Origin of the sequence: Streptomyces cathayae (assembly GCF_029760955.1) — a bacterium.
Taxonomy (GTDB): domain Bacteria; phylum Actinomycetota; class Actinomycetes; order Streptomycetales; family Streptomycetaceae; genus Streptomyces; species Streptomyces cathayae.
On record NZ_CP121682.1, the window covers coordinates 1,388,076 to 1,413,627 of the forward strand.

32 protein-coding genes are annotated in these 25,552 nt (G+C 70.9%); 24 read left to right on the forward strand and 8 right to left on the reverse strand.

The annotated features are described in order from the left end of the window. Positions 1-8: 8 nt before the first annotated feature. From PYS65_RS06350 to PYS65_RS06380, 7 genes are all read right to left on the reverse strand, one after another. The gene (locus PYS65_RS06350) at positions 9-458 is read right to left on the reverse strand and encodes a hypothetical protein (protein ID WP_279332796.1); all 450 of its coding nucleotides are present in this window, start codon (positions 456-458) and stop codon (positions 9-11) included. Next, complete coding sequence (locus tag PYS65_RS06355; protein WP_279332797.1) at positions 455-916, reverse strand: hypothetical protein; 462 nt, start codon at positions 914-916, stop codon at positions 455-457. The genes PYS65_RS06350 and PYS65_RS06355 overlap by 4 nt, the downstream gene beginning before the upstream one ends. Positions 917-973: 57 nt before the next feature. Next, a complete protein-coding gene (locus tag PYS65_RS06360) occupies positions 974-1,321 on the reverse strand; it encodes an SH3 domain-containing protein (protein WP_279332798.1) in 348 nt (115 codons plus the stop codon). 148 nt (positions 1,322-1,469) lie between these two features. Further along, entirely contained in the window at positions 1,470-2,189 is a 720-nt protein-coding gene (locus PYS65_RS06365) for a hypothetical protein (RefSeq protein ID WP_279332799.1), read from the reverse strand. Between the two features lie 57 nt (positions 2,190-2,246). Continuing rightward, the gene (locus PYS65_RS06370) at positions 2,247-2,729 is read right to left on the reverse strand and encodes a hypothetical protein (RefSeq protein ID WP_279332800.1); all 483 of its coding nucleotides are present in this window, start codon (positions 2,727-2,729) and stop codon (positions 2,247-2,249) included. Then, the gene (locus PYS65_RS06375) at positions 2,726-3,271 is read right to left on the reverse strand and encodes a DUF4913 domain-containing protein (RefSeq protein WP_279337878.1); all 546 of its coding nucleotides are present in this window, start codon (positions 3,269-3,271) and stop codon (positions 2,726-2,728) included. The genes PYS65_RS06370 and PYS65_RS06375 overlap by 4 nt, the downstream gene beginning before the upstream one ends. A 183-nt stretch (positions 3,272-3,454) precedes the next feature. Beyond that, positions 3,455-4,210 (reverse strand): DNA-methyltransferase, encoded by a 756-nt coding sequence (locus PYS65_RS06380; protein WP_279332801.1) that lies wholly within the window; start codon positions 4,208-4,210, stop codon positions 3,455-3,457. A 517-nt stretch (positions 4,211-4,727) separates the two neighbouring features. Here PYS65_RS06380 and PYS65_RS06385 point away from each other — a divergent pair. From PYS65_RS06385 to PYS65_RS06460, 16 genes are all read left to right on the forward strand, one after another. Beyond that, complete coding sequence (locus PYS65_RS06385) at positions 4,728-5,843, forward strand: C40 family peptidase (RefSeq protein ID WP_279332802.1); 1,116 nt, start codon at positions 4,728-4,730, stop codon at positions 5,841-5,843. Between the two features lie 81 nt (positions 5,844-5,924). Beyond that, entirely contained in the window at positions 5,925-6,233 is a 309-nt protein-coding gene (locus PYS65_RS06390; RefSeq protein WP_055607579.1) for a DUF6112 family protein, read from the forward strand. Next, positions 6,233-6,919: a hypothetical protein gene (locus tag PYS65_RS06395; protein ID WP_279332804.1), complete on the forward strand. Its 687-nt coding sequence runs from the start codon at positions 6,233-6,235 to the stop codon at positions 6,917-6,919. The genes PYS65_RS06390 and PYS65_RS06395 overlap by 1 nt, the downstream gene beginning before the upstream one ends. Before the next feature lie 15 nt (positions 6,920-6,934). Next, positions 6,935-8,335: an SCO6881 family protein gene (locus PYS65_RS06400; RefSeq protein ID WP_279332805.1), complete on the forward strand. Its 1,401-nt coding sequence runs from the start codon at positions 6,935-6,937 to the stop codon at positions 8,333-8,335. Between the two features lie 81 nt (positions 8,336-8,416). Then, positions 8,417-9,889: an SCO6880 family protein gene (locus tag PYS65_RS06405; protein WP_279332806.1), complete on the forward strand. Its 1,473-nt coding sequence runs from the start codon at positions 8,417-8,419 to the stop codon at positions 9,887-9,889. Positions 9,890-9,960: 71 nt separating this feature from the next. Further along, a complete protein-coding gene (locus PYS65_RS06410) occupies positions 9,961-10,419 on the forward strand; it encodes a DUF6238 family protein (protein ID WP_279332807.1) in 459 nt (152 codons plus the stop codon). Between the two features lie 31 nt (positions 10,420-10,450). Further along, positions 10,451-11,965: a VirB4 family type IV secretion system protein gene (locus PYS65_RS06415; RefSeq protein WP_279332808.1), complete on the forward strand. Its 1,515-nt coding sequence runs from the start codon at positions 10,451-10,453 to the stop codon at positions 11,963-11,965. A gap of 323 nt (positions 11,966-12,288) precedes the next feature. Continuing rightward, a complete protein-coding gene (locus tag PYS65_RS06420) occupies positions 12,289-12,843 on the forward strand; it encodes a hypothetical protein (RefSeq protein WP_279332809.1) in 555 nt (184 codons plus the stop codon). Continuing rightward, the gene (locus PYS65_RS06425) at positions 12,840-13,946 is read left to right on the forward strand and encodes a DUF8094 domain-containing protein (RefSeq protein ID WP_279332810.1); all 1,107 of its coding nucleotides are present in this window, start codon (positions 12,840-12,842) and stop codon (positions 13,944-13,946) included. Before PYS65_RS06420 ends, PYS65_RS06425 begins: the two co-directional genes overlap by 4 nt. Continuing rightward, positions 13,898-14,503, forward strand: coding sequence for a hypothetical protein (locus PYS65_RS06430; protein ID WP_279332811.1), 606 nt, complete (start codon positions 13,898-13,900; stop codon positions 14,501-14,503). Before PYS65_RS06425 ends, PYS65_RS06430 begins: the two co-directional genes overlap by 49 nt. Before the next feature lie 62 nt (positions 14,504-14,565). Continuing rightward, positions 14,566-14,811: a hypothetical protein gene (locus PYS65_RS06435; RefSeq protein ID WP_279332812.1), complete on the forward strand. Its 246-nt coding sequence runs from the start codon at positions 14,566-14,568 to the stop codon at positions 14,809-14,811. Further along, positions 14,804-15,904: a hypothetical protein gene (locus PYS65_RS06440; protein WP_279332813.1), complete on the forward strand. Its 1,101-nt coding sequence runs from the start codon at positions 14,804-14,806 to the stop codon at positions 15,902-15,904. The genes PYS65_RS06435 and PYS65_RS06440 overlap by 8 nt, the downstream gene beginning before the upstream one ends. 35 nt (positions 15,905-15,939) lie before the next feature. Continuing rightward, the gene (locus PYS65_RS06445; protein WP_279332814.1) at positions 15,940-16,395 is read left to right on the forward strand and encodes a hypothetical protein; all 456 of its coding nucleotides are present in this window, start codon (positions 15,940-15,942) and stop codon (positions 16,393-16,395) included. Beyond that, a complete protein-coding gene (locus tag PYS65_RS06450; protein ID WP_279332815.1) occupies positions 16,392-16,724 on the forward strand; it encodes a hypothetical protein in 333 nt (110 codons plus the stop codon). Before PYS65_RS06445 ends, PYS65_RS06450 begins: the two co-directional genes overlap by 4 nt. 111 nt (positions 16,725-16,835) lie before the next feature. Further along, positions 16,836-17,333 (forward strand): hypothetical protein, encoded by a 498-nt coding sequence (locus PYS65_RS06455; protein ID WP_279332816.1) that lies wholly within the window; start codon positions 16,836-16,838, stop codon positions 17,331-17,333. A 104-nt stretch (positions 17,334-17,437) separates the two neighbouring features. Next, a complete protein-coding gene (locus PYS65_RS06460; RefSeq protein ID WP_279332817.1) occupies positions 17,438-17,866 on the forward strand; it encodes a hypothetical protein in 429 nt (142 codons plus the stop codon). A gap of 280 nt (positions 17,867-18,146) precedes the next feature. Here PYS65_RS06460 and PYS65_RS06465 read toward each other — a convergent pair whose 3' ends face one another. Further along, complete coding sequence (locus PYS65_RS06465; RefSeq protein ID WP_279332818.1) at positions 18,147-18,359, reverse strand: hypothetical protein; 213 nt, start codon at positions 18,357-18,359, stop codon at positions 18,147-18,149. A 403-nt stretch (positions 18,360-18,762) separates the two neighbouring features. On the opposite strand from PYS65_RS06465, the gene PYS65_RS06470 reads away from it, so the two are divergent. The 8 genes from PYS65_RS06470 (at position 18,763) to PYS65_RS06505 (ending at position 25,522) form a co-directional block, all read left to right on the forward strand. Next, the gene (locus PYS65_RS06470) at positions 18,763-19,509 is read left to right on the forward strand and encodes a hypothetical protein (RefSeq protein WP_279332819.1); all 747 of its coding nucleotides are present in this window, start codon (positions 18,763-18,765) and stop codon (positions 19,507-19,509) included. 132 nt (positions 19,510-19,641) lie between these two features. After that, on the forward strand, positions 19,642-20,025 hold the full coding sequence (locus tag PYS65_RS06475) for a hypothetical protein (RefSeq protein ID WP_279332820.1): 384 nt from the start codon (positions 19,642-19,644) through the stop codon (positions 20,023-20,025). Beyond that, on the forward strand, positions 20,022-20,825 hold the full coding sequence (locus tag PYS65_RS06480) for an SPDY domain-containing protein (RefSeq protein ID WP_279332821.1): 804 nt from the start codon (positions 20,022-20,024) through the stop codon (positions 20,823-20,825). Before PYS65_RS06475 ends, PYS65_RS06480 begins: the two co-directional genes overlap by 4 nt. Positions 20,826-20,853: 28 nt before the next feature. Continuing rightward, on the forward strand, positions 20,854-21,210 hold the full coding sequence (locus tag PYS65_RS06485) for a hypothetical protein (RefSeq protein ID WP_279332822.1): 357 nt from the start codon (positions 20,854-20,856) through the stop codon (positions 21,208-21,210). After that, positions 21,201-22,016, forward strand: coding sequence for an SPDY domain-containing protein (locus tag PYS65_RS06490; RefSeq protein ID WP_279332823.1), 816 nt, complete (start codon positions 21,201-21,203; stop codon positions 22,014-22,016). The genes PYS65_RS06485 and PYS65_RS06490 overlap by 10 nt, the downstream gene beginning before the upstream one ends. Then, positions 22,013-22,642: a hypothetical protein gene (locus PYS65_RS06495; RefSeq protein ID WP_279332824.1), complete on the forward strand. Its 630-nt coding sequence runs from the start codon at positions 22,013-22,015 to the stop codon at positions 22,640-22,642. Before PYS65_RS06490 ends, PYS65_RS06495 begins: the two co-directional genes overlap by 4 nt. A 227-nt stretch (positions 22,643-22,869) precedes the next feature. After that, a complete protein-coding gene (locus tag PYS65_RS06500) occupies positions 22,870-24,654 on the forward strand; it encodes a type IV secretory system conjugative DNA transfer family protein (protein WP_279332825.1) in 1,785 nt (594 codons plus the stop codon). 40 nt (positions 24,655-24,694) lie between these two features. After that, positions 24,695-25,522, forward strand: a complete 828-nt coding sequence (locus tag PYS65_RS06505; RefSeq protein WP_279332826.1) for a hypothetical protein — start codon at positions 24,695-24,697, stop codon at positions 25,520-25,522. The last annotated feature ends 30 nt before the right edge of the window (positions 25,523-25,552 follow it).

Here is a 25,552-nt window from a genome sequence, read left to right on the forward strand (position 1 = left end):
AGGGGCTCTCATCGTCGGCGGCTGCGGGCCGCCCCGACATGCGCGGGTGCCGGGGCGGCGGAGGCCGGGGGCAGGGTGGTGGTGACCGTCTGCTGGGCGAATCGGGTGGGTCGGGCCTGCGCGTGGAGCGGGGGCATGGTGTGCAGCAGGTCGTCCAGCGCGGCGCGGTAGCCGTCACGGGCGGACAGCGCTGCCTCCAGCCACTGCGTGTCCATCCGCAGATCAGCCGCGGACAGCTCGTCCATGTCGCGCTCGGGCGCCATCGCCTCGTGCACGCGGTCGCGAATCCGGGCGACCTGTTCCTCGGCCAAGGCAAGGAAGCTGCGCAGTTCCAGGGCCCGGGTGACGGCCGCGGAGGCGTCCGGGGCGGCGGCCTGCGCGTACAGGTCGGTGACCGGGACGCCGAAGACCTCGTGGAGTCGGGTGTCCTGGGTGCAGGGCTTGTCTCGGACGCTCATCGCAGGGCTCCTTGGCCGGTGGCCGTCGCCGTCGCGGGCCGGGCCGGTGCGCTGGTGGGCACGGCCGGGCCCGGTCGCCGACTGCGGTTGAGGCGGGCCAGCCGGTCTGCGGCGGGACCCCGTTTGCCCGGTGCGTCAGGGTCGAGCAGCCACCGCACGACCATGGCACGCCCGTCGCGGGTGGAGACGGCGGCGTTGACGCGGTGGGCGAGGTCCATGGTGGGGTCATCGACCTCGTTGGGCTGCTTTTCCAGAGCGCGTAGGAGGTCGTCCTCCGCGCGCTCCAGTACGGTCTGGGATTCGGTGAGCAGGCCGTGCCAGCGCACGATGTCGGTGGCCTGTCGGTTAGCGTCCGGGGCGGCTGTGACGGCGGCCTTCAGCGTTCCGATGTACATGCCGAAGCGTTGCTCGATCTGCTCGGTGAGCACGCCCACGACATCGTCTGCATCGTCGGACACAGGGCTTTCCTTCCTGGGAGGCACACGGGATACAGGCAGGCGGAGTTCGAACCCCTGTCAACCGAGGCACATGCGGACGTCGCGGTAGACGTAGGGGCCGGAGCCCCAGCCCCTCGAGCCGGTGGTCGTGTCCGTGATGTGGTGCCGGTTCCCGCTGGTCTTGTGGACGGTGAAGCGGTGGTCGCGGTGGAGAATGCCGAGCCGGGTGGACTTGACCGATGCCTTGGAGCGGATGTCGACGGCCTGCGTGCCACTGCCCCAGGGGTCGGGCCGGTCGCATGCCCGGGTGGTCGGCATCATGCTCGGCGCGGATGCCGGAGCTGCCGTGGCCGCCGTCGCGGACACGAGCGGCAGGGCGAGCGCGCCGAGCACTGCGGCGGACAGCGCTATTCGGGATGAGCGCATGCGGAAGTAACCTTCGTACGGGAAAAGGGGAATGCAGAGAGGCGGACCGGGCGTTCGCCCTGTCGGCCGCTACTAGAGTCCATGGATTCGCCGGTTTGGCTAACCGGCGATCGTCGTCTATATTTCCGGCCGCTTCACAAGATTGAGTTCAGCGGCTGCGGCCCGCAGGGCGTTGTGCGGGGACCGGAAGGGAATTGGCCGGCCTTTGGGCGGACCGAACCGGGGGCTGGACCGGCGGCAGAGGAGGAGCCTCGCCGCTGAGGGCGTCGTCGCACCACTGGAGGGCTTCTGCATAGGTGGCAAAGCCGCCCTCGCGCAGGGTGTGGGTCCAGGAGTCGGTGTCCACGTCCTCGTGGAGCACCCGAAACGGGGAAGGACTGTGCTCGTCCAGGGAGCGCAGGACGACGACGGTTGCGGAGTTCTCGGGATCGTCGTCGGTGTAGCTGTGCAGGAGGGCGAAGTGGTCGCCGTCGCTCATGAGCCGCTGTTCCAGCGCACGGGTCGTCTCGTCCGCCGGGGTGGTTCCCGTGCCGGGCGCCAGGCTGATCTCCTTGGGCGGGCAGCCTCGGTGGATGAGCCAGGACTGTGCCATCGCCGGCAGGGGCAGTGTTGCGTGAGCGAAGCGGAACGTCTTCGTTGCAGGGTCGCGCTGCAGGTGCAGGGCGACGAGCTGCGGCTCCCCGGGGATGCCCCAGGTGACGGCACCGTTGTGGAGGACGTGGTAGCTCGCGCCGTCGGGTGTGTGATGCTCGGCCAGCGGGGTGAGTTCGGTCTGCTCGATCTGGATCGCGCGCCAGAACGCTTCCTGAGTCTGCTCGTCGGCGGCTTCGAAGCCGTCCAGACGGAGGTCGAGTTCGGGTGGGTACATAGGCCCTTTCGGTGAGCGGGGCTGAGGCTGTGGGGCTGCGCGGGGTACCTCTTCAGGTCAGCGGGCCTGGCGGTACGTGGGCACCTGAGCCGGACGGGGAAGGCCAGGCATCGCGGAGGGCAGCGGTCCGGGCTTCGGAATGGGCCCGCGGGTGGCGAGCTGCGGGGAACGGGAGCGGGCTGCGTGAGTCCGGGCGCTGAGCGGCCGGCGGGTCATCCCCAGGCGTTTGCCGACGGTGTCGTAGACGTCGTTGTCGGCCCGGGGCCGTACCGCGACGACGTGGATCTCCCGTCGGTGCGCGGACGTCTCGGGTGCCGGGCGGATGCCGTAGACGACGCGCCACTCCTTGCGGGAGTCCACGAACAGCTTCCGGTAGCCCTCCAGGTCACCGGTCAGTCTCGTCCCGAAGCGCTCGGTGTTCACGACCTCCTGCAGGTAGACGAGGGTGAGGTCGCGGATGTCGCTGGGGGCCTGGACGAGGTCGGTCAGGGCGCGTGGGTCGAAGCTGAGCCCGAAGGCCGGCCGCTGCCCGGCGCTCATGACGTCGACTCGCCCGGCACGCTGGCATCCGACGCGTTCGCCTTCTCCGTGCGGGCCGAGGGCGGTGGGCCGGGCAGGAGGCGGTGCGCGGGCCGGTCCGGTGAGGTCATGCACGCCGACAGCGGACCGCCCGGCCCTCTGACGGCGACCATGGCGTGGGTGAGGAAGTCGCGGTGCCACACGAGCAGACCGCTCAGTCCGGCCTCGGGGTCCTTGTGCTGCTGGTAGGCGAGCCAGAGCGCGTGCAGCCAGGCCACGACGTCGCTGTGCTCCTGCCACTGCAGGCACCACGGGGCGGCCGTGGTGACCTCGGTCCCGTAGACGGGCAGCAGGAAGTCGTCCACCCAGTCCGACAGGGCGTCCAGTTCGTCCTCGTACTCCTCACCCTCCAGCTCCAGGATCGGCCGAGGCTCCGGCGGCGCCGCCAGTGGTCCGCCGAGGCCCGGCATGCCGAAGGCGGCGAACGGGGACGCGCCCGTGGGCGGTGCGGGGGCGGAGGCGAGGTGGTCGAGCTGCCGGGTCTGCTGGGCGGACTGCTCCATCAGTTTCCGGACGCTGGCCTCGATCTCTTCGAGGTGGGGATCGGGGATGCGCACCGGCTCCAGCTCGCCCTCATCGGGCGGGTTTACGGGTTCAGACATGACGGGGCGGGGCCTCCTTGCGCCGTGGCTGTCGGGGGAACGCGGCACCACTGAGCCGGCACCGGCTGGTGGGCTGCGGTGGTGTCAGGCGGTCAGGACGACGTCGTCCTGGGTCAGGGTCTGACGGACGGTCTCGGTCAGCCGGTCGGCTGCGATACCGGCGTAGTGCTCGGTCTTCTCCACGCCGATGAAGTCGCGCCCCTCCATCAGGGCGGCGACACCCGTGGAGCCGGAGCCGGCGCAGAAGTCGAGCACCGTGCCGCCTTCGGGACTGATCTTGACCAGTTCGCGCATCACCTCGACCGGCTTCTGCGTGATGTGCTGCCGCTTCGAGCCCGACGGTTGGGAGGCGGAGTACAGGCCGGGCAGGTAGACCGGGTTACGGGAGCCGTCGATCGGGCCCTTCGATGCCCAGACGATGAACTCGCAGTTCTGGGTGAAGCGGCCCTTCTGCGGCCTGGCCTGCGGCTTGTGCCAGGCCAGCACCCCGCGCCACAGCCATCCGGCGGCCTGGATCGCGTCCGTGGTGATGGGGAGTTGGCGCCAGTCGGTGAACAACAGGGCGGTCCCGCCGGTCTTCGTCAGCCGGTGGGCTTCGGTCATGATCTGGGTCAGCCAGAATCCGTAGCTGCGCTGGTCCATGTTCTCGCCGGTGAAGTCCGGCAGGGTGTGCTGGGCGTCGGCGGAGGTGTACTTCTGCTTCGCCGAGCGGGACGTTCGCTCCTTGGCGGTCCTGCCGCCGGAGTTGTACGGCGGATCGGTGATCACGGAGTCGACGCAGTCGTCCGGCAGCGTGGACAGCACGCGCAGGGCGTCGCCCTGATGAAGGGAAAAAGGCAAAGAGATACCCCGATTCGGGTTCGGACATAAGGGATTCGAGAGGGCACCCTTCGCTCAGGAGAATCCGGGCAGGCTGGAAATCGGGCATGCAGAAGCCCGGAAACCCGCGAACCGGAGAGCGAAGGAAGTCCCAAAACTGTAGGGGCGAATTGGCCGCTCACCAAGAAGTGCCCTGCCAAGGGTACGGATTCCGATCCCTCAGGACGACTTTTTGGTCAACCGCCGATCCGGGCCTACTGTTTTGGAACCGCCTAACCCACACCGCCGCTGGCGCCTTCCCACCACGCCTCGCGAAGGCACCCGCTTGCCCCGGCACACGTAGCTACCCCGGCCCGCGAGCGAGCGGCAACTCGCCCGCAGGCCGGCGCCTCTCGATCGACCACCCCGGCCGCCGCGCCCCTTCCACTCGTCTCCACGCGTACGCGGCACGCCGGGCATCATCTCCGAAGGAGACCTTCGTGACGTCTCGTTACCCGTCCCTGCCCGCGCCCTCCGCTGTGCAAGGGGGCCGGGCAGGTTGAAGGCGCTCGCCGCCGGCATCGGCGTCGTCGTCCTCTCCCCCTTCCTCCTTGGCGGGGCGGCCATGATGATGGCCACGTCCAGCGAAGCCGCCGCACAGAGCAGCGCGTCCCTTCAGTGCCTGCCCGACCTGGGCACCGACAAGGTCACCGAACAGGTCACCAAGATCCTCGACGGCGCGGACGCCTCCGACATCTCCATCAAGGGCCTGGACCTGCCCGGTGAGCAGATCCCGCACGCCCAGACCATCGTCGCCGCCGGGATCAGTCTCCACGTGCCCAAGCGCGGGCAGATCGTCGCTCTCGCCACCGCCATGCAGGAATCCCGGCTGCGCAACCTCGCCTACGGGGACCGCGACTCCCTCGGCCTGTTCCAGCAGCGGCCCAGCCAGGGCTGGGGCACGGCCGAGCAGATCCGCGATCCCGTCTACGCGTCCGAGAGGTTCTACAAGGCGCTTCTGCAGGTGAGCGGCTGGCAGCAGCTGACCGTGACACAGGCCGCCCAAGCCGTGCAGAAATCCGGCTACCCGGACGCCTACGCCCAGTGGGAGCCACTGGCGACCGCGCTGCAGAAGGCCATCGCCGCCACCTTCCCCGGCGCCGGTGACGATGCCGACCAGCAGGCCGACGACGCACCCTCGCTGTCCGACTGCACCACGGAAGACGGCTCGTCCTTCGGGAAGATCCCGGAAGGCGCCGTCCCGAAGGGTTACAAGATCCCCAAGGACGCCGACCCACGTGCCCGCAAGGCGATCGTCTGGGCGATGCATCAGCTCGGCACGATGTACCAGTGGGGCGGCACCTGTACCGCGCCGCACGGCCCAGACCCGATGGGCCGCTGCGACTGCAGCTCGCTGATGCAGCAGGCGTACGCCAAGGCCGGCATCCAGCTCACCCGTACCACGTACACGCAGGTCAACGAGGGCAAGGCGGTCTCCGTCAAGGCCGTGAAGCCCGGTGACCTGATCTTCAGCCGCGGCAGCGCCACTCGCCCCGAGCACGTCGGCATGTACCTGGGCGAAGGGCTCGTCATCGAAGCCCCGCGCACGGGCAGGCCCGTACGCATCACCCCGCTCAAGGACTGGAATGTCCTCGCCGTGCGCCGCGTCCTGTGACGCCGACCTCCGCCCGGCCCACCCTTTCCGTTCCCCACGTCTACCCTCTGGCCTGCGTACGTAAGGAGCCTTGCCGCACCCATGACATCTCTCGCCGACCGGCTCTATCTCGCCTTCGACCCCGGGATCACCCCCAAGGGCGGTGGCCTGCCGGGGCTCTCCGTCCTGAAGAGCGTCGTCAGCTCCATCAACATGTTCGGCATCATCGCCGTCGTCGGTGCCCTCGCCGTCAGCCTGGCGGTGTGGGCCTGGGGCCACCACACCGGTGGCCACCAGGCCGAGGCGAACGGCAAGAAGGGGGCGACCGTGGCCGCGGGTGCCGCCCTCGGCCTTGGCGCCGCGAACGGCATCGTCGCCTTCTTCTCGGCGTTGGGGTCGCAGGTCCAGTGATGAGGAACCGATTCTCTCTGTCAGCCTACGGCGCCGGCTGGTCGGCGAACCGCCGCATCCTCGTGATCTCCGTGGTTCTGGCGTCGTTGCTGGCCCTGGCCGGCGTCACCGCCTACGTCACCGGCCGCCACGGGCAGCACGACGCGTCTGTCGGCCCGGCGCCGTCGACACCGCCAAGCTCGGCGCCGTCGAGCGCCGCTTCCACGCAACCAGGAGCCGAGGCGGGGTCGGTGCCTCGGCCTCCGCGGGTATCCGACCCCCTCGCCTTCGCTCGGGCCGCAGCCGAGATGCTGTGGTCCTACGACACCCGCGCCACCAGCCGCGAGCAGCAGCTTGCCGGTATGGAGGCGTGGATGACGAAGGAGAGCGAGTACGGCGACTGGTCCTCGGTCTCCGCGCAGATGCCCGACCCGACCCTGTGGTCGCGTATGGCCGACCAGAGGCAGCATGCCACTGCCGCCGTCGCCGAGGCCCACTATCCGGCCGCGTTCAAGCAGGCCCTGGCCGAAGACCCTTCTGCGATCACCGAGGCGTACATCTACGCCGTGACCGTCACCGGCAAGCAGACCATCGTCTGGGCCAAGGGCGGCGGCGGGGCGGAGGACCGGTCCATCACCCTCGCCGTGCAGTGCCGGCCTTCGGCCGACTGCTCGCTCGTCGCCATCGCCCCGACCGTCGCGCCCTGACCGAAAGGAGTCCCCATGGGGTTTTGTGATCTCCCCCTCGCGGACGTGGTCTGCACGGTCGGCGAAGCCGTGGATTTCGCCTCCGACCCGGGCAAGGCGATCGGCGACTGGATGGCCAAGAGCGTCGGCGAACTCGCCGCCGCTGCCGCCGACCTCGCGTCCAAGGCCGTCGACAGCACGACCAGGGTCGATCTCAACGCGGGCTGGTTCCGCGACAATTACGAGACGATCCTGCCCATCGGCCTGGTGGTCCTCGTGGCCACCTTCTGCGCCCAGCTCGTGCGCGCCGCGATCCGCCGCGACGGGCAGGCCCTGACGCAGGCGTTCACCGGCACCGCCTCCGGCGTGTTCTTCGCGTTCGCCGCCATCGCCCTGACCACCGTCGCGATCGAAGTCGTCGACGCCCTGTCCGCCGGACTGTTCAGGGCCGCGAACATGGACATCGCCTCCGCGGTCCGTCGCATCGTGAAGGTCAATCAGATACCCGCGCTCGCCGGGCTCGGATGGCTTGTCGCCGTCTTCGCCGGCCTGGGAGCCGGCATCGGCGCCGTTCTCTACTGGTGCGTGATGATGGTCCGCAAGGTGGGCATCCTGGTCATGGTCACACTGGCCGTGTTCGCCGGGGCCGGCGGCGGCTGGGAAGTCGCACGCCGCTGGCGCAAGGGCTGGATCGAGGCCACCGCCACCCTTGTCGTCTCCAAGCTGCTGATGACGATCATCTTCGTCCTCGGCGTCGCAGCCATGGGCAAGACCGAGGCCACAGACGGCCTGGCCGCACTCGCCGACGTCCTTGCGGGCATCGTGATCATGATCCTGGTGCTGCTCTGCCCCTACGCGACCTTCAAGTTCGTGCACTGGGCAGCCGAAGGCTCCGACGGCGAGACCCTGCACCGCGCCGGTGGCGCCGGAGCGCAGCTCGCCAAGCAGCACGCCGAGCGCGTCGGGAGAAAGGCGGCCGCGATGGCGGCCACCGCAGGAACCGGCGGCGCGGCAGCCGGAGCGGGCGCGGGAGCCGGGGCCGCTCCTCAAGGGCCGGACTCGATCCCAGGGAGTGGCGGGTTTCCCGGCGACATCGCCCCCAGTCCGGGCAGCGGAGGCGCCGATCAGGAAAGCGGGCAGTCCGGCGGCTCGAGCGCCCCACCTGGCGGAGACGCCGTCAAGTCCGGCCTGGAAAGGGCCGTGCAGCCTGCGCCGACCAGCGTCACCGACGATACGAACGGCCAGGTTGGTGGCGACCCCGCCGGTGGCGGCTCAGGATCCGGCTCCGGTGCCACCTCCGGTCAGATCGGTGGCTGGATCTCCACTCCACCGTCCACCACGCCTCCGCCGCAGGGCGCCCCGCCGCCCTCTGGTTCCCAGGCGGCCGGTGCCGGCAGCGGCGCGGCATTCCCTCCGCCTCCCCCGACCAGCCTCTGATCGCCCTGGCCATGCCCGGGGGCGGGACGGGTACTTCGCTCCCCGCCCCCGGACCCCGCCAGCGTCCCTTGGACCAACCCCTTGTCTGATCTCTCCGTCGCCCCGGTCACGGTGAAGTTCCCACACCGGTCCCGCCGTGGCATCCTCCTCGGTCTTTCTCTCCCCCAACTCGTCCTCGTCTCCGGCGCGCTGGCGCTGCTGCTGATGACGGTGATCTCCACCGGGCTGCTCGGCGCCGTGGCACTGGCCCCGCTGTGGGCAGCCGTCGCCGCGCTGGCCGTGATCCGCCGCCACGGCCGGTCCCTGATCGACTGGGCACCGATCGTCACCCGCTACGCGATCCGTCGCCGCACCGGGCACACCCTCTGGCTCGCCCGGCCGGTCACCCGCCCGCAGCGGGACGGCATCCTGCACCTGCCCGGCACCGCCGCCTCCCTGAAGGTCGTCACCCCCGGCGACTCCGCCAACGGCGCCGCAGCCGTCCACGACCCGCACCGGCAGACCCTCACCGCCGTCGCCCGCGCCTCCTCCCGCGCGTTCGCCCTGCTCGACCCGGCCACTCAGAACGCGAACGTCAACGGCTGGGGCCGTGCACTGGCCGGCACCGCCCGCACCGGACACGTCGCCACCGTGCAGGTCCTGGAACGCACCGTCCCCGACTCCGGCGACCCCCTCTCCCGGCACTGGGCCCAACACGGCCGGTCCGAGACCCCGGTCGCCGGACAGATCTACTCCGAGCTCGTCGCCTCCGCAGGGCCGGCAGCCGCCCCGCACGAGACCTACCTCGCCATCTCCCTCGATCTGAAGGCCGCCAAGCGGCTCATCTCGCAGGCGGGCGGCGGACTGCCGGGCGCCTTCACGGTCCTGCAGCAGACCACCTCCTCCATCGCCCAGGCCGCCCGCAACGCCGGCCTCATGGTCACCGGCTGGCTGACCGCCCGGGAGATCGCCGCCGTCACCCGCACCGCCTACGACCCCAAGGCCCTCGCCGCCCTGCAGCAGTGGTCGGACACCGGCCGGGCGGAGGCCGATCCGGCCGCCGCCGGCCCCGTCGTCCAGGTCGAGGAATACGACCGGCTCGCCACCGACACCGCGCGCCACGCCACGTACTGGGTGGAGAACTGGCCCCGGACGGAGTCGCACGCCGGGTTCCTGCACGGGCTGATGTTCACCACAGGCGTCCGCCGCAGCCTCTCCCTCATCTACGTCCCGCAGGGGCTCGAGTCCGCGCTCCGCGACGTACAGCGCCGCAAAGCGGCGATCATCGCCGACGCCAACGAACGCGCCCGCCGCGGCCAGGTCGACAGCGAGGAGGACTCCGTCGAATACGCCGACGTCAAGGCCCGTGAACGGCAGCTCATCGCCGGGCACGCCGACGTCGCCCTGACCGGCCTGGTCACCGTCACCGCCGAGACCGACGCCCTGCTCGACGCGGCCTGCGCACAGATCGAGACCGCCGCCGTCACCGCCGGCGTCGACCTGCGCCGCCTCAACTACCAGCAGCCCGACGCCTTCACCCTCGGCGCACTCCCCCTCGCCCGCACCGCCCTCTGAACAACGCCGTCCCCCGCCGAGACCATTCGCCCACCCTGCCCACCGGCCGGTGGCAGGAAGGACCGCCCTCTTTGACCACCACCACCTCTCCCGACGAAGCACACCCCTACCTCCGCGCTTCCACCGCCGGGATCCGCCACCACCGAAAGATCGCACAGGCCGAACACACGGCGGTCGACCGCACACACCTCGACGTGCTCCACGCCCACCTCACCGCCGTGCACCAGTTCGTTGACCAGCTCGCCGACACAGCCCGGCCCTCCCACCCCACCGCAGGCCGGCACCTCGCCACCGCCCAAACCCGGCTCTGGCAGGCCACCGCAGAGGTTCACTCCGCCTTCCACCTCCTGCCGGCGCCCCTCTTCCCGACCAGCACCCGGGCCACCGAGTGCCGTCCCGACCGGCTCCCCGAGGGGCCACCGGTGCTGACCATCTGCCAGCGCCACCTGGCCGCCGGACACATCGTCCGCCGCAAGAACACACCCACCGACCTCAACCGCCCGCCACACACCACCACGTGCATCCGATGAGTACTACTTACCCGCCGAATCGAGAGCCCCGATGAGCCTCCGGCCCGCCCGCCGAGCCCGGCGCACCTCGGCCTCTCCCCTGTTCACCCCGCACGGCATCGACCGGGCCGGCCGCAAGGCAGCCCGCCGCCGGCTCGCCGAGGCCGCCGCCAAGGCCCGTTCCGAAGCCGTCGGTCATGCGGCAGGCACAGCCCCCACCGAGCACGAGACCCCGGCCCCCCTCTACCCGCCCAGCGGACGGCCCGGCCCGACGTCGGCCCGCGGAAACCGACTCAGGCTCCCCGCGCACCGCATGACCACCGCCATCGCTGCCGGGGCGTACCCCTTCCTCGCCGAAGGCGGACTCGGCGCCGAGGGCATCTACATCGGCCGCGACGTCCACGCCGAAGCAAGCTTCGTCTTCGACCCGTTCGCCCTGTACGGGAAGGTCGAGGGCTTCACCAACCCGAACGTGCTGCTGGCCGGGGTGATCGGACAGGGCAAGAGCGCGCTGGCCAAGAGCTTCGCGCTCCGCTCCGTCGCCTTCGACTACCGCGTCTACGTGCCCTGCGATCCCAAGGGCGAGTGGACGCCCGTGGCCGCCGCGCTCGGCGGCACGTCCGTCGCGCTCGGTCCCGGACTTCCCGGCAGGCTGAACCCGCTGGACGCCGCGCCACGCCCCGCCTCCATCTCGGAGTCGGACTGGGCCGGAGAGATCCGCAAGCGCCGGCTGCTCCTGCTCGGTTCCCTGGCCCGCACCGTTCTCGGCCGGGACCTGCTCCCGATGGAGCACACCGCCCTGGACGTCGCCCTCGACGCCGCCGTCACCCGGGCTGCCGACTCAGGCCGGACGCCACTCCTCGGCGACGTCGCCGCCGCCCTCAACAACCCCGACCAGCTCGACGAGGCCGCCGGACCCATGTCCGGACGGCTCGGAGAGTCGGCCCGCGACCTCGCCCACGCCATGCGCCGACTCGTCCACGGCGACTTGGCGGGCATGTTCGACGCCCCCAGTACGGTCGCCTTCGACCCCGACAGCCCGATGCTCACCATCGACCTCTCGAGGCTGGGCGGATCCGGCGACGACACCGCCCTCGTCCTCGCCATGACCTGCGCCTCCGCCTGGATGGAATCCGCCCTCACCGACCCGCGCGGCGGCCGGCGCTGGATCGTCTACGACGAAGCCTGGCGCCTCATGCGGCACCCGGGCCTCCTCCAGCGCATGCAGGCCCAGTGGAAACTCTCCCGCGGACTCGGCATCGCCAACCTGATGGTCATCCACCGGCTGTCCGACCTGCTCACCGCCGGCGACGCCGGATCACAAGGCCGCGCCCTGGCCGAAGGACTCCTCGCCGACTGCTCCACCCGGATCATCTACCGCCAGGAGACCGACCAGCTCCATGCCGCATCCACCCTCCTCGGTCTCACCTCCGTCGAAGCCGAAGCCATCGCCCATCTCAACCGCGGGCGCGGCCTGTGGAAGGTCGCCGGCCGGAGCTTCATCGTCCAACACCTCCTCCACACCCACGAGCTGGCCCTCTTCGACACGGACGCCCGCATGCACTGAAACGTCAGGGCGTTCACGGACACCGATCCGCGCTCTCGGCCGCTCCCCTGCCCCGCACCGCTGACGGTTCCATCCCAGGCCGATCACGGCCCCTCTACCTCCAGGAGGCCCACCTGTATCCGAGCCGCGCCAGTGCCTTCGCCACAGCACTCGCACCCCATCTGCCCGAAGGGTGGTGCCGCAAGTACATCGGATTCCGACTCCCCAGCGACCCTCATGTAGCCGACCGGGTCTGGGACCGCGGCCCGACCCATTGGGCCCTGCTCGACTGGCCCGACACCCGTACGAGCTTCGTCGGAGGACCAGACGGCGAGGAGCTCTGTGTGCTGGAGCGCCCCCGCCACCCCCGTCAGTACCTGGTGGCTCCCCTGCAGCCCGCAGGGTTCTTGCCACACCACTTCAGGGGCGTCGACGAGCCCACCGGAATCGCGGTCCCCGACGATCCGGCCCGTGCCGCAGCCGCCGTCAGCCGACGGGTCCTGCCCCGCTTCCGGATCGCCCTGGCAGCCGTACGGCACAACGCAACTGTTCAGCCCGAGCCTCCCCACCGGCCTGAGCCGCCGCAGGTGGCGCGCGTCGTCACCCTGACCTGGTACCAGGACGGCGCCCTCGGCGCACCGTACAAGAGTGTCCCCGAGGACGCCCACACGGACCTGTACGGGCTCGGCTTCCAGTACCACCCCCACCAGGCAGCGTTCCTGCTCCCTGCCGCGTACGGCGAGGACGGCCGCGACCTGCGCCTGCGAGCGCTGGTCCACCAGCTCGCCCAGAAGGGCATCGGCGTGAACCTCCGCCACACCACAACACCCACCATCGCCGCACCGCGTCCGGCCGCCCCGGTACCGACCAGCCCCTCGGTGACCGCCCACCGCCGGTGAGCCGACCGCTCGCCACACCCCTTTCCGTCCCCAGCAAACAGGAGCCCCCCATCCGCCCCGCCCGCCGTACTCTGCCCCTGGTCACCGCCGTTGTCTGCCTCGCTCTCACCGCGACCGCCTGCTCCAGCGACACACACGGCACCACCCCGGCTGCCGCAGACCAGGCGAAGGCGCCCAGCGCCACACCGAAGCCGGCCCCCGCGCTCACCCCGGCCGAGGCCCGTAACGCCATCGCCGCCTACTCGACGACGAACAACCTCGCGTACATCAAGCGCGACCGCGCACTCCTCGACGCCGTCGAGGGCGGCCCCCGGCACGCGATGTCGCTGGCCGACCTCAAGGAAGACGACGCCCTGCCGAAGGCGGACCGAGAGCCGTACCGGCCGTGGTCGTACGACCTCGCCGCAACCGACCTCTACATCCCGCGCCTGAAGCACGGGCAGCAGCGGTGGTTCGCCGCCGTCACCCGGGCCGACAGCAAGAAGCAGTACGCCCGCGTCCTGGTCCTGGCCGAGAACACGAAGTCGCAGCGATGGGAGATGGTCGCCACCGTCGACCTCGACAACCCCTCCCAGCTCCCGAAGATCGTGCTGGACAAGGACGGCTACGCCACGGCGGTCGACCCCGCTTCCACGTCCCTGGCCACTCCCGTCGACCTGCTGCGCTCGGCCGTGATCGACAATTTCGCCACCGGAGGCGACCTCACCGGACGCAAGGTGCTGGCCCCCACCGAGGCCGCCAAGCGGCAGGTCAAGGGCCACCACGACACGATCCACAAGTTCGGTACCCGAGGCACCACCCAGTTCGCCTCCGCGGCCACGCAGTTCCCCGACAGCTACGCGTTGAAGACCTCCACGGGCGCGCTCGTCGTCTTCTCCCACAACCACACCCAGCACGACGCCGTCGCTGCGCCGGGTCTGGAGATCGTGCCGGAGAAGCGGGACCGCGCCTGGCTCGGCACCACACCCCGCCCCGCCTTCACCTACACCTTCACCTGCTCGGACGTCGCCGCCGTCCCGACTGCGCCCGAGCCGTCCCGCCTGCTGGGCTACGGATGCCGCCGCACGGACGCCGAGGCGAGCGGCCCCGGCGCCGCCGTCTAGGAGACCGTATACAGCATCCCGACTTCGAGCTGTACGACAACGCGGGCCGCGACGGTGACCAGATCGCCGCCGCCCACTTCGGCATCGCCACCCGCGACGACCTGCTGCGCTGGGCACGCCGGGACGCCGAGCCGTTCCTCGCCCAACACCCGCTCCCCGCCGAGCCGCTCCCGGTGCCGGATCCGGCCCCGTATCTCGCCGCCCTCGCCGCAGCCAAGACACCCGCCGAGGTCAGCGCCGTCACCCAGCGCCTCCTGGACGCCGCCCAACCCGCTCTGAGCGTGATGAGCGACCTCCTCGTGGCCATCGCCCGATGGAACGACCGCCACCGGTTCGCGGAGCAGGGGTCTCCGCCCAGGCAGCTGATGGAAGCCGCCAGCCGCAGCCTGTCCGTACTGGCCATCGCCGACGAAGCCGACCTGGCAATCCTGCGCGCCGAGTACGACCCCGCACCGGCACCGTCGAAGGCACCCGCCTCCGGCCGCCCCCAGGCACCGTCTGGTCTGCCTCCGAATCCACCGCCCACACCGCGCACCGGCCCCGCACCCGGCCGGTAGCCGCTTGACACCTTGGGAGGCCCACCCTGCCGACCCGATCGTTCATCGCCCGCACCGAGCTGATGCGCGCGGCCCCGATGGGCGGCCTTGTCCACGGCAAGCACTGCTTGGTGGCGGCCGTCACCATCACCAGCCCCGCTTCCAAAGTCCTGCGCCCGCTGTCGGCCCACCGTTCCCGCAAGCACTCCAAGCAGATGACCGCCCAGCACAGGGACAACCAGCTCGAGACCGCGGCCCGGCCACACACCTGGCGGTACCGGCGTGCCCAGCACTCCGCCCTCCACCACCGAGTGCCGGCCCATGGTTGACGCGCAGATCATTCTCGCCTACGGCCGCGATACCGGGATCGTCGCCATCGGCCACGGCGAGAGGTACAAGGCCGCGCACCAGGCGCTCGCCGCATCCGGTTTCCACCGTGGCGACGACTGGGTGTTCCACCTGCCGAGCGTGGACGAGGACGCCTCGCGTGCCACCGTGGCCAATCTGGTCCGCCACGCCACGGCGCACGGGGCGGAAGTGGTGACCAGCAGCCAGCGGTTCATCGGCGACACCGCCCGAGACATCGCCCGCCTGCTGCCCGGCCAGTGGAACGCACGCATCGAGCTCTACTCCCACCCCGTATGGCAACAGGACCTGGTGCCGTGGCTGTGGGACAGCGGCGAACTCGTCCGCACCGTCCAAACCCAGCGGATCCCCTACGCCACCACCCTCACCGACACAGCCGGGACGACCCTGCTACTCGTCGAACGTCCCGGCCACCAACTCGGCTACCTGGTCGGCGCCTTCGCACCCGAACCGTTCGAGGAGGGGTACGGCGACCCACACGCTCCGCACAGCATCGCCCTGCCACCGTTCGCCGGCCGCGCGGCCCGGGGCATCGCGGACCGTTTCCTGCCCGCCTACGAACGTGCCGTCCACGCCCGTCGAATCGCAACCGTCGCTGAGGCCCTCGACCGCATCCGCGCCGAGCAGAACGTCTGGGCCGCCTTCGTCGCCTCGGACCGGTACAGGAACGCGCCCCCACTTGGCGACACCGCACTCGGCCAGGCAGCCGAGACGTTCCTGAACCGGGCCTGGGCCGAGTTCCTCGCCATCGCCCAGCATGCTCCCGTCCTCCTCGACCGGTGCCGCCCTGCTGCCACCAACTGCCCCGGGGACGCCCGTGTGCTCGCCGAGCTGGCCGACGCCCTCACCGATGCCGCGGCCCTGGACAGGGATGCGTCGCTCACACGAACGGAGCGGGACGCCCGGCTCCGGGCTGTCCTGGGCACCTGGCTCACCCACAGCAAGCCGTTCCTTCGCCAGGCTCGCGCGGCAACTCCCCCTCGGCAGCACATGGTCTCGGCCGCCGCCCTACCGCACCAAGCCCTCCCACGCGGCCAACACACGCCCGGCCGCTGACTCCTCCCACTGCCCACCGTAAGGAGATCTCCTCTTTGAATCCTGGCACGCACTTCGTCTTCGGCACCCACAACGATCATGGTTTCGTCGCCTCCACCACCGCCTCGATGCCCGCCCATCTGGCCCACTGGTTCCTGGTGCGGGAGCAGTTCGAACCCGTACCCGGTGAGCCGGGCCTGTACCGGCTCACCGACCCCGAGCGTGACGGACCGCGCCGCACCCGGCAGGCCGCCCAAGATCTGCGCCGCCACGGCTACGCCGTGCACGTCGACGCCGACGTCGCCCTTGCACCGGCCAACCCGCCACGCCCGCACCGGCCGAACGGACTCACCGAACGCCGCAGCCGCATCGCCCGGGCCGCCGCCAGCCAGTCATCGCAGCGCCATGCGGTGCCGACGACCTCGCCGCCGTCCGCACGTTCGCTCCCGCCAAAGCCCACCTACGCGCCGACCGTTCACCTGACTGCTTCCACCACCGGACGGTCCCGGTGACCCCCGACACCGAGCCGATCCGGATCACCCGCGGGCCAGGAGGCGAAGTCGAAGCCGAAGGCCGCTTCGACTCCCTGGCCGCGGACATCCTGCGCCACGCCGGCTTTCTCTTCGAGCCAGCCCTGCACGGCCACTGGTTCCGGCTCCCCTTCGACATGGGACGCGACTGGGAGAACCAGCACGCGACCTGGGCCGCGGAGATACTCACCGCCGCCCGCTACCCCGTGCATCTCGCCCCCGACCTGCGTCCAGGCACACCCAAGTCGTCGACGCCACGCACCCCGGCCATGACGGCACAGGCTCCGCCTGGGCGACGGCCGCGCCGCTGACACCGGCCACCAGGAAGACCTGACCTCGAATACCACGCCCCCGGCCCCGCCGCACCGGGCCCCGACACCCGCACGCCACCTGTAGCACCCCCGAACCTAAGAGATCTCTTCATGGCTGTCCGCACACAGTGGACCATCACGCACGACTGCGGCCACGAGGTCCTCCACGACCTGTCCAACCGCCCCGCCGACAAGCGGGCCGGATTCGCCCGCTGGCTCGCGACCAAGGACTGCACCGACTGCTGGAAGGCCGCCCGCGACGCCGACACCGAATCCAAGGAGCAGTGGCTCGCCACCAAGCGGGCCGAGGAACGGCAGGCCGCCGCCGAGTGGACCGAACGATTCGACATGCCGCCACTGGAAGGCCCCGAGAAAGCCCTCGACTGGGGTGAGCGCTCCCGCCACCAGTTGATGATCGCCGCGCACACCGCGCTGGTCGTCGAGGGCACCTGGGACGAGAACGACTGGGCGGAGCTGGAAGAGAGGGCCCGCGCGATCACCAGGGCCGGATGGTGGATCGACCAGCGCGACGCGGAAGGCTCTGACCTGCTCGAACTCCTCGCCGCCGCCACCGAGTCGGACCGCGGAACCGAGAACCCCTACCGGTAAAGACGACCCGGAACGTAGCCGAGGATCGCCGGTTGGCCAAACCGGCGATCCTCCGGACCATTGATCCTCCCGCCGCCACCCGCCCTGCGTGAAAAGGACCTTCCGTGACCGAGCTCTGCCCGCCCCCTCCAGCCTTCGCGCCCACCCCTGACCCGCTCACCCCCTCCCGGGACGTCACCCACGCCCACTTCGAGGCCGGCGACCAGATCGTCGTCCTCAAGGGAGTCGCCGGCGGAGAGCTGTGGGGAGACGCCATGCGTGTCGTCTCCCCCTCCTGGCACACGCCGACCGACGAGGACGGGTGGCGGCTGCGCGACGCCACCGGCGGAGCCCAGACCTACATCACCGGCCACCCGCGCTACCTCGTGCACCTCTCGCGCCGCTGCCCGGACTGCCTGATCCACCTGCGCGCCATGGAAGACCACCTTCTGCCGAAGTACGCAGGGCAGGACGCACTGATCGACTGCGGCTGGTACACCACCACAGCCCTCGGCCAGCTTGTGCACATCGCCGACATCAGGCGCGGCCAGTGAGCCTGCCCGTCCGCCGCCCCGGCCCGCGAGCGCTCTCTGATCACCGCGCTCCGCCCGCGACTTCCGCCACCCAGGTCGCCAAGACCATCGGAGCAACACCGACATGATCCCCCGAGTCAGCGCCCGCACCCACACTCCGCACGACCCGCTCTGCGAGGCCCTGGGGTGAACCGGTGTTGCCACCGCCCCACCCGCGGTACGAAACACTCCACGACGATCACCGTAGGAGATTCGTCCCGTTGCCTCTGGCCGACCGATTCCTGGCCGTCCGCCGCGCTCCTCACTCCGACGTGAGGTCCTCGCCCGGGGCGGCGACCCCGAGGCCCACAGCGTTCTTCAGCGCGCAGGGTTCGTCCCTGTCGTCCAGCTCCGCGAGACCTGACACCGCGTACCCATCGATCTCACGGTGGACGAGGAGGCCCGCCTCGCCACCAAAGCCGTAGCCCGGCTGCGGGCCGTCTGCTACCACGTCGACTGCGACAAGGACTTCCACACCGCCCGGCGTCCCGCCTCGCTATCTGCCGCTGGGCGCCCAGGTCGCACAGCTCGCCGAGTGCATCCGCAAGGCCACTACTGACGAGGGGCCGAGGTCCTCACCGAGCTGACCGCCTCTTACGACGGGATCCTCAACGCCCTTGAGGAAATCCTGCAGGCCACCGCGGACTTCCACGACGGCATGGGCGAGGCTGCCGACCCGCATGTCGCTTGCGCTACCTCGCAGACCGGCACACCCAGCACCCCGGCCACAGCACCTACGCGGAAGAGATCCCCCGCGGCAGAGCGCGAACGCTCCACCATCTGCGCCTGCCCGCCCCGCCACATGCCGTGCCAGTACCGCCTCCGCCCACCGTCGTCGGACTTCGCCGCTGACGCCATCCCATCTGATCAAGGAAGACATGCACGACCACGACTCTGGACGCCTTGTCTCGTTCGCCGATGTCCTCGCCGGTGAACTGCCCGATGCCTGGACCAGCTGTCACCACCCGGCCGAGGACAAAGACGACCTCGCCGATCTCACCGACCGTATCTGGGACATGGACCTCGTCGCCCAAGCCCTCGTCAAGAACCCGCTCCAGCAAGCAGCGGTCCTCACCCGCCAGGACGGTGCGCAGCTCGTCGTCCTCGACCGGCCCGGACGGGACGGATTCCTCATCGCCGCCGTCGCCCCCAGAAACCTCCCCTCAGAGGCGTTCCGGGGCCTGCGTGAACCGGACGGAATCGTCCTGACGGACGACCCGTTCCACAGCGCGGAGCTGGTCGCCGGCGACCTACTGGCCCGCTTCGACACGGCCCTCGCCCAGGTCCGCTGCAACGCGGCAGGCACCCAGCCGTCCCAGCCGGACCGGGTCGTCCTGACCTGGCAGCCGGACGGCAGCCTCGCCGCCGCCCCTGTCAGCGAGAAGGCTGCCGAAGTCCTGGCCGCCAACGGGTTCGTCCGCGACGAGAGCGGCACCTACCGCCTCAGCGGCGACGACACCACCGCCCAGGCACGCGCCGTGCGGGCGATCGGTCCGCAGCTCGACGCTCACGGCATCGCCGTCGCGCTCCAGCACCCCTCGGGCCGGATCCCGCCCACCGCCACCCCGCCGACGCCTTCGCCAGTCCCGGCTGCCACCAGGGCCTCCGCCGGGAGGAGGCGGTGACGCAAAACATCGGCGAGCACACCGGCCCGCCGACCGCTCCCCGGCACGAGATGCCCCGGCGCGGGACTCCCCGGCCCATGCGGATCGGCCACCGCCACCACCACTGCCCTCGCCCCTTCGCTCGGGAGGACCATGCCCCGCACCACCCCCTACCCGACCCGGCTGGCCGACGAGATCGCGCGCCAGCTCGGCCGACTCACCGACCATCTCTCCCAACTCCCCCCGCATGAGGCCATCCAGGTCATCGCACGGGTCCTCGAACCGCAGGACGGTGTCCTCAGCCGCGTCACCCACTTGGTCGTCACCGGCTCCCACTTCGCCAAGGACCAGGCCGAACGCGGCATCCTGCCGGCCGAGGTCTGGCTCGCCCTCGGCCGGGCCGCGAACGAACTGCACGACATCGCGCTCGAACTCGACGAGCACACCGACACCCTCACCGAACTGACCACCCGCCCTGCCCCCATTCCCACACCGCCCCCGAACGCCGCACCACTCGTCGTCCGGCGCCGCCGGTGAAGAAAAAGCAGTGGCACGGCTGGAGTCCAGGCGAGCAGGCCGAGCAGCACTACCTGATCGAGCCCCGCGCCCTCGCCGGCGGCGGAGACATCCGCCACGTCTCCGAGTTCCTGCGCGCCTCCGGATGGCGGGACCGGTCAAAGCCCGGCGGGCCCCTGCTCATGGACAGCCCCGACCGCAGTATCCGCATCGGGTACGACCCCTTCGTCCAGCCCGGCGGATGGACCATCCACGGCAAGGCCACCACTCACCAGGAGGAATGGACAGCGATCCTGGGCCGCCAAGCACCGGTCGAAATCGTCGCCGGGCTCACCGACGCGCTCACCCGCCCTCACTCCGCACACGCCCCCAACGTCTGGGCCCCGCTCCAGGAACAGCGCTGGCACATCCCACCTGGCGACGGCCACATCACCGCGGTGAGCCCCGACCGCTCGGCCTGGATGCAGTTCCACCAGGCCCCCGACGGCCACGCCATGTGGTGGTCCGGAGCCCAGGCTCACCAAGGCAACGGCTGGACAGCCCAGTTCACCGCCACCACTCCGATGCACCTAGTGCAGAGCTACGCCGCCGCCCTTGCCAGCCCCGAGCCCGTCATGCGCCCCCGCGGACGCGTCCCCCACAGCACCCGGATCCGCACCACCTCCGTCTCGGTCCTCCCCTCACAGCTCAGCGCCTGGCAGCAAGCCCGCATCACCGCCGCCCGCACCGCCACCTGGGCCCGCCCCTCCTGGCAGGCCAACCAGCCCCCCACCACCGCGCGCCCCCGCGCCACCCAGCGCGGGGCCCGCGCCCACCGTTGATCCTTCCGCCCTCCCCCCAAGGAGCTCCATGCCCGTACCCACCCCTGGCGACATCCACGCCGCCGCCCAGACCCTGGCCCGGCTCACCGAGTACCTGCGCGAGAACCCCGAGCCCGCCGAGGCACTCGGCCTCATCGAGCCGCTGCTGGACGAGTACACCGGTGTCCCCGTCCAGCTCGCCGACGCCCTGCGCGCCCTGGCCCGAGCCGTGCAGGAGCACCCCGCCACCCCTCACACCGTCGAAACCGACCTCCTGATCCAGGAGCTGCGCACCGCCGCGTGGGAGCAGGCCGACCAGCACACCCTCCACTACGCCCTCGACGATCTGCGCAGCCTGTACCGGAAGGCACCCGAGACCCTGCCGGAGTGCGGCCCGTGCCCGTGAGCGAACGGCAGCTCGCCGCCTTCGCCGACACCCACGCCTGGCGCGTCCCGTTCGACACCGGTCCGCGCCACCTGGCCGGCCCCGGCGACGGCCGACACGTCACCCATGGCCTGGCCGCGGCCGGATGGACGCGCACATCCGATCCGTTGAGCCCCGAGATCGTACTGACGAGCCCGGACCACCGGCACAGCCTGCAGTTCGATCCGCAGTCCGCCACCGCCGCTCGGTGGCGGCTGCGGGCCGAGCCCACCGACACCGACCCGGGCTGGTACGCAGAGTTCGGCGAACTCGTCCCCGCCGAGGTCCTCAGCGCTGTCACCGATGCCCTCGTCGCCCCCTCGACCGTCGATCCACGCGACCCCCTGGTCGCGGCGGACGCCGCAAGCTGGCTCATCGATGCGCGCGGTGCCGCAAGCTCGCCGGACGCCACGTGCCGCGTCGAACGGCGTCCCGAACGGAACGCCACCGTGTCCTGGCACGTGGAGGCGCACGAGCCCGGACACGGTTCCCGTGGCCTCCGACTCTGGCACGCCTGGTTCGATGCCCAGACGCCCACCCGCCTGGTCGAAGCCTTCGTCACCGCACTCGCCAACCCAGCCCCGCTCCAGCGCGGCATGTTCGACCGCACCGCCCATGGCGCCATGCAGAAGCCGAGTCCCCTGTCCCCGCAGCACGTGGTCGACGCGCACACCGAGCGACTCCGTGCCCTTCGTGCCCGGATCCGTGCGGCCCGGCGACGCCCCCAGCCCGAGACGGTCAAGGTCCCCGCTCCGCCGCCATCCCCGTCTGCCTCCCTGCGGCGATGACCGCCGAACAGGGGACTCCGAACATCACCACCCCACAAGGACCCGTCATTTCCACCACCTCCGACTCCCACCGCGCCACTCTGAGGCAGCTCTCCGCCTTCCTACGCGAGAGCACCTACATCCTGGCCAACTGGGACTACTACTCCGAAAAGAACACCGATCTCGACGGCTGGCCGTTCGACGAACACGCCTACGGCCTCCGACAGCGCCAGCGCGACCGCGAGACCGCCGAAGCATTCGAGGCCGTCCGCCCCACCGCACGGCAACTCCTCGCCACCGCGGAAGAACAACTCGCCCCACTGGCCGCCCGTGCGGTCCAGTCCCGCTGGGCCTGGCAGCTCGGCACCCTGCGCGACGCGCTCGACCGCCTGGACGTCCTGCACCAGGAGTGGCAGCAGACCTGCGCCGGCCTCCCCCTCACCACCCGGCCCGGCACGCCGACGTACGAGGACGCGCTCGCCGACCACTACGCCGAGGCATGGAGCTACCTCGACGACTGGGCCACTCATGGCCACGCCGTCATCGACATCAACACCACTGCTCGCAGTACCCGGTCGCACCTGGTCCCGCCGCCGACCGCGAAGCCGGCGCCCGTGGCCGACCGGACCACCCCGGTACGGAGGTAGTGGTGCCCTCGTCTCCCAAGACCGTCGACCCGAACCGCATCACACGGGCCGAGGCGAACCTGCCTGTCAGCCTGATCGCCTTCACCCTGGAAAAAACCACATCCGCACACTCACCGCCCGCCGCAGCGCACCGCTAGCAGCCCCGAGCACCCCGCGGCGCCCACCGGCCCACCCGGGCAACACCCTCTGACCTACGCCTCCCACCCTCGCCCGGAAGCACATCGCCCTTGCCCCCTTCCGCCAGCAAGCCCTCCGACGGCTACGACATCGCCTTCCGCCTCCTCCTGGGCGTGGCCACCATCGTCGTCCCCCTGTCCCACCTCGCCTGGCTGTCCGGCAACATCACCGCCTGGCTGACCGGCCAGTCCTGGGCCGCATACGCACCCACCACTGCTCTGCTCCACCCCGACCAGCTCTGGCCTCACACCGGAGAAACATCCTTGCTCATCGGAGCCCGCCTCGTCCCCGCCGCCGCGCTGCTCGCGCTCGCCACCGCAGCCGTCGTCCTGTGGTCGCGCCATAGGACCAGTGGAGGACGGAAGAAGATCGCCGGCATGGCCAAGCCCAAGGACATCGAGCCCCTGATGGCCAAAGCCATCACCGCCAAAACCCGCTCCCTGCGGCCGAGTCTGAAGACCGCCAAGCGCATCGATGCCAAGGACACAGGCGTTCTCCTCGGCAACCTGCAGGGCACGAAGCACGAGGTCCGCATGGGGTATGAGGACGTCGCCGTCGCGATCATGGCCCCGCGCTCCGGCAAGACCACGTCGCTGGCGATCCCCTCGATCCTCAACGCGCCCGGCCCGGTCCTGCTGACCTCGAACAAGGCGGCGGGCGACGCGTACACCGCGACCCTCGACGCCCGGGCTGCGGTGGGGCGGGTGTGGTCGATGGACCCGCAGCAGATCGCCCACGTGTCCCGCGAGATGTGGTGGAACCCTCTCGCGGACGCCAAGACTCTGGACGGTGCCGGTCGCCTGGCCGGGCACTTCCTCGCCGCGAGCGTGGATGCCTCCCAGCAGGGCGACTTCTGGTCCAAGGCCGGATCCAACATCCTGTCCCAGCTCTTCCTCGCCGCAGCCCTCGATGACCGGCCCATCACCGACGTCATGCAGTGGCTCGCGTTCCCCGCCGACCGCACCCCGCTCGATATCCTCCGCGACCACGACTTCGCCGCCGTCGCCGCCCAGCTCAAGGGCACCGTCGAGGGCCCGCCGGAGACCCGCGACGGCATCTACGAGACCGCCCGCCAGTACGCCGCCGCCCTGCTGAACTCCGAGATCGCCGCCTGGGTCACCCCGCAGAAAGACATCGCCGAGTTCCGCCCGTCGCAGTTCGTCACCTCCACAGACACGCTCTACCTGCTGAGCAAGGACGGCGGAGGCGGAGCGAGCGCCCTGATCGCGGCATGCGCGGACTCCGTGATGCGGGCCGCGACCGCCCAGGCCGAGCGCGCCGGCGGACGCCTCGACCCACCCATGCTCGCGCTCCTCGACGAGGCCGCCAACGTCTGCAAGATCTCTGACCTGCCGGACCTGTACTCCCACCTCGGCAGCCGCGGCATCATCCCGATCACCATCCTGCAGTCCTACCGCCAGGGCCAGAAGGTCTGGGGCGACGCGGGCATGGACGCCATGTGGTCCGCCTCCACCGTGAAGGTCATCGGCTCCGGCATCGACGACCCGGACTTCGCCGACAAGCTGTCCCGGCTGATCGGCGACCACGACGTCGAGACCACCTCCACCTCCCATTCCGAGTCCGGCAAGTCCACCTCGGTATCCATGCGGCAGGAGCGGATCCTGCCCGCCGACGCCATCCGCGCCCTGCCCAAGGGCACCGCCCTGTGCTTCGCCACCGGCATGCGCGCCGCCATGCTCGACCTGCGCCCCTGGTACCTGGAGCCCGGCGCCGACGAGCTGTCCGCGGCCTCCGCCCGCGCCTCGAAGGCCATCACCACCCGCGCCGTCGCCAAGCACGCCCCCACGCAGGACGACTTCGGCCCTGCGGCCTGATCACAACACCTCGCCACTCCACCGGAGCCCCACCATCGCCATGCGCCAAATTGACCTGCCCGCGCAGATCGACCATCTCCGCAAGCTCGGCGCCGACTTCGCCGCCCTGCACGCCACCGTCACCGCCCTGAACGCCCATCCGGGCAGCGAGATGCTGCAGCAGGTCGGTCCCAAAATCCTCGCCATCCACGAGCTCGTCGGCCGCGCCTTGGTCCGCCTGTCCGTGCTCGATGGCAGCCAGTACACGGCCGTGCCCGGCAGTCGTTCCTCCCTGGAGACGCTCAGTGAGGTCATCGCCTCCGGCTCTCTCGCCGCTTCGCAGCTGGCGAGAGCCGTGGCCGACAACCCGCTCGAAGCCGCCGCCATCACCGGAGGCCCACCGGTCGACGATGCTGCCGTGCACCAAGCCCGGCACGCCGAGGCCAGGCCCCTCCTGGCCGAGAGCCTGACCACGGCCGCCCACCACCTCGACCTGTGCGCGACGTGCTGCCGGTACACGGCGGCCGGGATCGCCCGCGACCTGAAAGACCACCCAGAACACCGCCCGTCACTGCCGCAGTTGACCAACGCCCAGTACACGGCGCTCGACAAGATCGCCCAAGGCGGCGCCCGCCGCTACGAGCGCCGAGGCGGAAGCGGAAGCGTCATGACCGGCGACGGCAGCAGCATCCACGCCACACCCTTCGCCGTGCTGGAGAAGCACCGCCTGATCCGGATCAACACACAGCACTCCGCCATCGCCGGCCAGGACGTCACGGTCACGGCCGCCGGGAAGCTGGTACTGGACACCCAGCGGCCCGGACCGACGCCCTCAGCATCACCGGGCAAGGCGCCCGCGCCCGGCAAGCCGGGCGGGAGGCGCCGATGAGCAGCCTTCGCCCCAACGAAGCGGGCGCTC

Coding starts and splice junctions, on each gene's coding strand:
- PYS65_RS06495 (WP_279332824.1), top strand. CDS start 22,013: ATGACCGCCGAACAGGGGACTCCGAACATCACCACCCCACAAGGACCC.
- PYS65_RS06440 (WP_279332813.1), top strand. CDS start 14,804: ATGGTTGACGCGCAGATCATTCTCGCCTACGGCCGCGATACCGGGATC.
- PYS65_RS06430 (WP_279332811.1), top strand. CDS start 13,898: ATGCCGCCGCACGGACGCCGAGGCGAGCGGCCCCGGCGCCGCCGTCTA.
- PYS65_RS06400 (WP_279332805.1), top strand. CDS start 6,935: ATGGGGTTTTGTGATCTCCCCCTCGCGGACGTGGTCTGCACGGTCGGC.
- PYS65_RS06475 (WP_279332820.1), top strand. CDS start 19,642: ATGCCCCGCACCACCCCCTACCCGACCCGGCTGGCCGACGAGATCGCG.
- PYS65_RS06415 (WP_279332808.1), top strand. CDS start 10,451: ATGAGCCTCCGGCCCGCCCGCCGAGCCCGGCGCACCTCGGCCTCTCCC.
- PYS65_RS06390 (WP_055607579.1), top strand. CDS start 5,925: ATGACATCTCTCGCCGACCGGCTCTATCTCGCCTTCGACCCCGGGATC.
- PYS65_RS06375 (WP_279337878.1), bottom strand. CDS start 3,271: ATGGAGCAGTCCGCCCAGCAGACCCGGCAGCTCGACCACCTCGCCTCC.
- PYS65_RS06455 (WP_279332816.1), top strand. CDS start 16,836: ATGGCTGTCCGCACACAGTGGACCATCACGCACGACTGCGGCCACGAG.
- PYS65_RS06370 (WP_279332800.1), bottom strand. CDS start 2,729: ATGAGCGCCGGGCAGCGGCCGGCCTTCGGGCTCAGCTTCGACCCACGC.
- PYS65_RS06360 (WP_279332798.1), bottom strand. CDS start 1,321: ATGCGCTCATCCCGAATAGCGCTGTCCGCCGCAGTGCTCGGCGCGCTC.
- PYS65_RS06505 (WP_279332826.1), top strand. CDS start 24,695: ATGCGCCAAATTGACCTGCCCGCGCAGATCGACCATCTCCGCAAGCTC.
- PYS65_RS06485 (WP_279332822.1), top strand. CDS start 20,854: ATGCCCGTACCCACCCCTGGCGACATCCACGCCGCCGCCCAGACCCTG.
- PYS65_RS06395 (WP_279332804.1), top strand. CDS start 6,233: ATGAGGAACCGATTCTCTCTGTCAGCCTACGGCGCCGGCTGGTCGGCG.
- PYS65_RS06350 (WP_279332796.1), bottom strand. CDS start 458: ATGAGCGTCCGAGACAAGCCCTGCACCCAGGACACCCGACTCCACGAG.
- PYS65_RS06365 (WP_279332799.1), bottom strand. CDS start 2,189: ATGTACCCACCCGAACTCGACCTCCGTCTGGACGGCTTCGAAGCCGCC.
- PYS65_RS06435 (WP_279332812.1), top strand. CDS start 14,566: ATGCGCGCGGCCCCGATGGGCGGCCTTGTCCACGGCAAGCACTGCTTG.
- PYS65_RS06470 (WP_279332819.1), top strand. CDS start 18,763: ATGCACGACCACGACTCTGGACGCCTTGTCTCGTTCGCCGATGTCCTC.